Below are 5,608 nucleotides of genomic sequence, written 5' to 3' on the forward strand. Positions count from 1 at the left end.
GACCCCGACCGTGTCTTCCGGTTCGCCCAGGCGATCTAGCTCGTCCACAGCATCCGAGGGAGTGATCAGATGACCATCACCCAGACCCATCGTGAGATAGCACCTGCCTGCCGTGAGACCGCCGCGGCCGGCACTGATACGCCAGCGCCACCGCTGACCGGTAGGGAGATTCTCGATCGCGCCCGGGCGGTTGCGCCGCGACTGCGGGAGCGCTCCGCGGACATCGAGCGTGAGCGGCGGCTGCCCGCGGACGTGGTGGAGCTCCTGCGCGGCACCGGGGTGTTCCGGATGGGCTTCGGGCACAGGTGGGGTGGTCCCGAGACGTCCTCCGTGGAACAGACCGAGGTCATCGAGGCGCTGTCCTACGGCGACGCAGCCGCCGGTTGGTGCGCGATGATCGGTTCGGACACCGGGCTCTACGCCGCGTTCCTGGACGAGTCCGTGGCGAGGGAGATGTTTCCCAGCCTGGATATGATCACCGCTGGGCTGCTGTTCCCAACCGGGCACGCCGAGCGCGTCCCCGGCGGCTACCGGCTCACCGGTCGCTGGCAGTTCGGTAGTGGGATCACTCACAGCGACTGGGTGATCTCCGGAGCGTTCATCTACCGCGACGGCCGACCCGACCCGAGCCCGTCCGGCGACCCGCACGACTCGCGGCTGATGATGGTGCCGCGCGGGCAGGTGGAGGTCGTCGACACCTGGTACACCACCGGCCTGGCGGGCAGCGGAAGCTGCGACTACACGATCACGGACATCTTCGTCCCCGAGGAACACACCCTCGTCTTCGGTAGCGTGCGCAACGGCAGCGGGGCACTTGCCCAGCCGGAGGTGCACATGCGCAACATGCCCGGCGTGCCACTGGGCATTGCGCGGGCCGCGCTCGACCATGTCCGCGAGATCGTCGCCACCCGGGTACATCCGGTCAGCGGCGCCGCGGCCGACGACTACCGCATGCAGGTCACCATCGCCGACTGCGAGGCCGACTTCGTCGCCACCCGAAGCGGGGTGTACGCCAGCATGCAGCGCCAACACGAGGTGCTGGCCGCCGGGGGAAGCCTCGACGATCTCAGCCCGGACGAGCGTGCCGCACTGCCGCTGTCGCGCCGGCACGCCTTCCGGACGGCGCGGTCGATCGTGGGCCGGCTCTACGACCTTCTTCAGACCAGCTCGATCTACCGGCCGTCTCCGCTGGACCGCTGGCTGCGCGACACGAACACGATGTGCCAACACGTTGTCGCCCAGGATCGGATCCTGCAATCGGCCGGCGCCTATCTGTTGGGCGGCAGGCCTGGTTTCCCGCTTTGCCTGGGCATCGCCAGCTGAATTCGGCGGCAATTGATTGTTCCGCCTGGACCTGAATGGCAGTCAACTCACGGTTCTGTTGAAATCGGTCCCATTGATGCCGGATGTGCACTGGTGGCCGTATGCGAGAAGCCGTCGTCATCAGTCACCTCATCGTGAATGGAGAAGATATGCGATCACTGTCACTTCGAACTGCCGCCGTCTTCGCGGTGCTCGCCGCGCTGCTCGGCGCGTGCGGCAAGACCGACACCACTACCAGCACCGCTGGACCTGTCAACACCGCCGGTACGGTCAGCACCGCCAGCAGTGATGCGATCATCAGCTACAACGAAACCGAACCGGAGAACCCGCTCATCCCCGGAAATACGACGGAGGTCGGCGGAATCGGTGTCCTCGGCGCCTTGTTCAAGGGTCTTGTGGAGTATGACGCGAAAACCGCCGCGCCGCGCAACGCCGTCGCCGCATCCATCCAGACGAACGATGCGAAAGTCTATACGATCAAGCTTAAGCCCGGGTGGACCTTCCACGACGGAACGCCGGTCACCGCGAGGAGTTTCGTCGACGCCTGGAACTACACCGCGTATTCCCCGAACGAGATGCAGGGTGCGAACTACTTCTCGCACATCGAAGGTTTCGGTCAGGTGAACAACGCAACGGCGGACGGCAAGCAGCCGGCCACGCTGCCCCCGGCAAAGGAGATGTCGGGCCTGAAGGTCGTTGACGACCGCACCTTCGTCGTGACCCTTTCCGCGCCGTTCTCCACGTTCGCCACCCAGCTCGGCTATGCGGCCTTCTTCCCGTTGCCTGCAAGCTTCTTCGCCGACAGAAAAGCCTTCGAGGCCCATCCGGTCGGCAACGGCCCCTTCCAGTTCGTGTCCTACACGAAGGGCAAGAACATCCTCGTGCAGCGCTACGACAATTTCGCCGGGGAGAAGCCGCACATCGACGGCATTGATTTCCGGTTCTACCCGAACCTGGACGACGCCTACGCGGACGTTTTGGCGAACAAACTCGACTACCTCTCGTTCACACCGTGGTCGTCAACGGTCAACAACAAGATCAAGACTGATCTTCCCGACACCCGCCGCGTTGCCTACAAGTACCTCGGATATCAGGCGATCGCCTTCCCTCTCTACGACAAGCGCTTTGCCGACCCGAACCTGCGGCGGGCCATTTCGATGGCCATCGACCGGGTTGATCTCATCAAGAAGGTCTTCAACGGTGCTCGGACGCCGGCCGACGGCCTGGTAGCGCCGAATGTCCAGGGCCATGTCGACAACCAGTGCGGGGAACTGTGCACCTACCAGCCTGAGAAGGCCAGGCAACTGTTCGATGCGACCGGTTTCCAGGGACCGATCGTGCTCACCTCCAATGTCGACTCCGCCAACCAGCAGTGGATGGAGGTGACGTGCGCGTCGATCCAGAAGGCGCTTGGCCGGGAATGCACATTCGTGTCGGTGCCGACGCTCGGTGCGTTGCGTAAGAAGCTCAATGACCACACGATGGACGCGATCTACCGTTCCGCCTGGGTAGCTGACTACCCGTCGATCGAGAATTTCCTCAACCCGTTGTTCAAGACCGGTGGCTCGTCCAATGTCGGTCAGTATTCCAACCAGGCGGTCGATGCACTGCTCACCCGTGCCGACGAGGCGCCGTCGGAGCAGGAAGGCGAGCAGCTGTACCAGCAGGCTGAGCGGCTCGTACTGCAGGACATGCCGACGATCCCGATCTGGTTTCAGAGTGCCACGGCCGCATGGTCCTCGCGGTTGCACAACGTGGTCCCCACCCAATTCCGTGAGCTCGATCTGACCAGCGTCACGGTGTCCTAGAAAGGCTCGGGGTCAAGGGCCGCGCGACAAAATCAATGATCATGCGGCCCTTGGCCAGCCGACCCACTCCGCGAATTGCCGGCCCCGCCCGATCATCGATGTCGATCAACGGTTTCGGCACATCCAACCTGCGACGAACCCGACCAACAAACCATCAGGTGGAAATATGACTGACCAAGAGATCGACGTACTGGCGATCGGAGCGGGGCCGGCGAACCTGGCGCTCGCGGTGGCAATCGAGGAGTCCGGTTCGCGCGAGCTGGCCGAGAGCACCCTGCTGCTGGAGCAGTACCCGGACGTCAAGTGGCAGCGGAATCTGTTGCTTCCGTGGGCGCGCAGCCAGGTCTCGTTCCTCAAAGACCTGGTGACCCTGCGCAACCCGCGGAGCCGGTTCTCTTTTCTGAGCTTTCTGCACGAACGCGGACGCCTTGACGAGTTCGTGAACCTGGGCACCTTCAACCCGTACCGCTGGGAGCTCTCGGAGTACCAGCAGTGGGTCGCCGACTCCTTGGACCATGTGGGCATTCGCTACGGCGCCCGCGGCGAGATCGTTGAACCGCGACGCGCGGGTGACGGTACGATTATCGGCTGGACCGTGACCCTTGCCGACGGCGACCGGCTGCATTGCCGCGATCTCGTCATCGGCACCGGCCGCGACCCACACATCCCCGATGTCTTCCACAACCTGCCGCCGGACCGGGTGATCCACAGTACCCAGTACTGCACGCGCATCGCCGAGCTGGCCACTGACCGACCCATCCGGCCGGTGGTCGTGGGCGGCGCCCAGAGCGCGGCCGAGATGTTCATGGCCCTGCACAACGACCTGCCGTTGAGCACGCCGACGATGGTGTTGCGGTCGATCGGTCTGGCGAATTACCAGACCAGCAAATTCGTCAACGAGCTGTTCTTCCCGTCCTTCATCGATGATTTCTACAACGCCGGCGCCGAGGTACGCCGGCAGATTCTCGACGAGATGCACCTGGCGAACTACGCTGGCCTGGCTCCGCCCTTCCTCGATGAAATCTACTCCATGCTTTACCAGCAGAGGATGCTGGGGCGCCGGCGGTCCGCCGTGCAGGCCATGACCGAGGTCGTCGATGCGCGTGTCGACGGCGATGATGTGCTGCTGGAGCTGCGGGATCGCCGGAGCGGCAAGGTCGATCCACTACGCTGCGATCTGGTGCTGCTGGGTACCGGCTATGAGCCGCGGATGCCCGCGCTGATACGTGACCTCGCCGACCGGGTCGATCTGGCCGATATCGCGGTGAGCAGGCGGTATCGCCTGGACCTCGGCGATTCGGCCTGGGGAGCGGTCTACCTGCAGGGCGTCAACGAGCAGACCCACGGCATCGCCGATTCGCTGATCAGCGTGCTCGCCCATCGATCGCAGGACATCGTCGACGACCTGCTCGACCGGCGCGATCTCGCGGAGGCGAAGACGGCGGGATGAAGATCCGCATGCTGGACCGTGCGAACCTGACCAAGGAATCCGGTCTGGCTTCCGAGCGGGCACCCGAGGCGCGTCATGATACTGCCCGCGCACCGCGAATGCCTGTGACCGAACCGGCCCGCCTCATGCCGCCGTCTGGCTCGTGGGGAGCCTTCGTCGCGGTGGCCTGCGGCGCATGTGCTGTGTTGTGCGCCGCGATCTGGATATCAACCGACCTGCACCCCGATCCGGCTCTACACAACGCCGCGCTGTTCGTCCATCTGGCCTCCCTCGTTCTCGGATTCGGCGCAGTGCTGGTCGCCGATTACCTCATTGCTGTCTGGCTGGTCGGACGTTCCACGTTCGCCGAAGCCGTCTCCGGCGTTGATCGGCTGCACCTGCTGGTCTGGACGGGGCTCATCGGCATGGTTGTCAGCGGCGCACTGCTGGAGCCGAACCTGGCCACCGTGCTGACCCGCGCGAAGCTGGTCCTCGTGCTGCTTCTCACCCTCAACGGACTGCAGGCGATGATTCTCAACAAACGCATGAAGGCTTCGACGGATGCGCTGAGCGCGCGCCTGTTCGCCTGGGGCGCCGTGACAACCGTGGTCTCTCAAGGGTGCTGGTGGGGTGCGATGTGGATCGGATTCTGGACCGCGACCCACAGGCACTGACCCGATGGCCGACTGGAGGACGAAATTGTGAGTACAGGGGTCCGGGTCCCGCCTGCCCTGGGCGGCGAGACCTTTCGCGAGGCCATGTCGTTCCTCGCAGCGCCGTTGACCATCGTCACCACCCGGGATCAGGAGGGTCGCCCGTGGGGGTTCACCGCCAGTTCGGTCACCTCGGTGTCGCTTGAACCACCGCTTGTTCTCGTCGGGATATCGCATACCTCCAGTTGCTTCCCGGTGTTCTCCGAGGCGTCCGAGTTCGTGATCAACGTGCTCGGGCGCGACAACCGCGAGCTGGCGCGGCGGTTCGCCGCCAGAGGTATGGACCGGTTCGTCGGAGTGCGGTTCGACGATTGGCCGAACTCGGACCTTCCGTC

Annotated in this window: 5 protein-coding genes; all 5 read left to right on the forward strand. The window is 64.5% G+C overall.

The genetic code is table 11. The features are described 5' to 3' along the window. The first annotated feature begins 69 nt into the window (after positions 1-69). On the forward strand, positions 70-1,323 hold the full coding sequence (locus tag U9977_RS18675; protein ID WP_322750567.1) for an acyl-CoA dehydrogenase family protein: 1,254 nt from the start codon (positions 70-72) through the stop codon (positions 1,321-1,323). A gap of 149 nt (positions 1,324-1,472) precedes the next feature. Then, positions 1,473-3,131: an ABC transporter substrate-binding protein gene (locus U9977_RS18680; RefSeq protein WP_322750568.1), complete on the forward strand. Its 1,659-nt coding sequence runs from the start codon at positions 1,473-1,475 to the stop codon at positions 3,129-3,131. Between the two features lie 166 nt (positions 3,132-3,297). Beyond that, positions 3,298-4,581 carry a lysine N(6)-hydroxylase/L-ornithine N(5)-oxygenase family protein gene (locus tag U9977_RS18685; protein ID WP_322750569.1) on the forward strand — a complete coding sequence of 428 codons (1,284 nt, stop codon included), beginning with the start codon at positions 3,298-3,300 and terminating at the stop codon, positions 4,579-4,581. Between the two features lie 8 nt (positions 4,582-4,589). Then, on the forward strand, positions 4,590-5,234 hold the full coding sequence (locus U9977_RS18690; RefSeq protein WP_322750570.1) for a hypothetical protein: 645 nt from the start codon (positions 4,590-4,592) through the stop codon (positions 5,232-5,234). 27 nt (positions 5,235-5,261) lie between these two features. Then, on the forward strand, positions 5,262-5,608 hold a 347-nt coding region (locus U9977_RS18695; RefSeq protein WP_322750571.1), incomplete at its 3' end, for a flavin reductase family protein.

It is taken from the genome of Protofrankia sp. Cas8, assembly GCF_963555845.1.
Classification (GTDB): Bacteria; Actinomycetota; Actinomycetes; order Frankiales; family Frankiaceae; genus Protofrankia.

Bases quoted from the DNA above. Each gene is read 5' to 3' on its own strand.
- U9977_RS18675 (WP_322750567.1), top strand. From the start codon at position 70: ATGACCATCACCCAGACCCATCGTGAGATAGCACCTGCCTGCCGTGAG.
- U9977_RS18680 (WP_322750568.1), top strand. From the start codon at position 1,473: ATGCGATCACTGTCACTTCGAACTGCCGCCGTCTTCGCGGTGCTCGCC.
- U9977_RS18685 (WP_322750569.1), top strand. From the start codon at position 3,298: ATGACTGACCAAGAGATCGACGTACTGGCGATCGGAGCGGGGCCGGCG.
- U9977_RS18690 (WP_322750570.1), top strand. From the start codon at position 4,590: ATGCTGGACCGTGCGAACCTGACCAAGGAATCCGGTCTGGCTTCCGAG.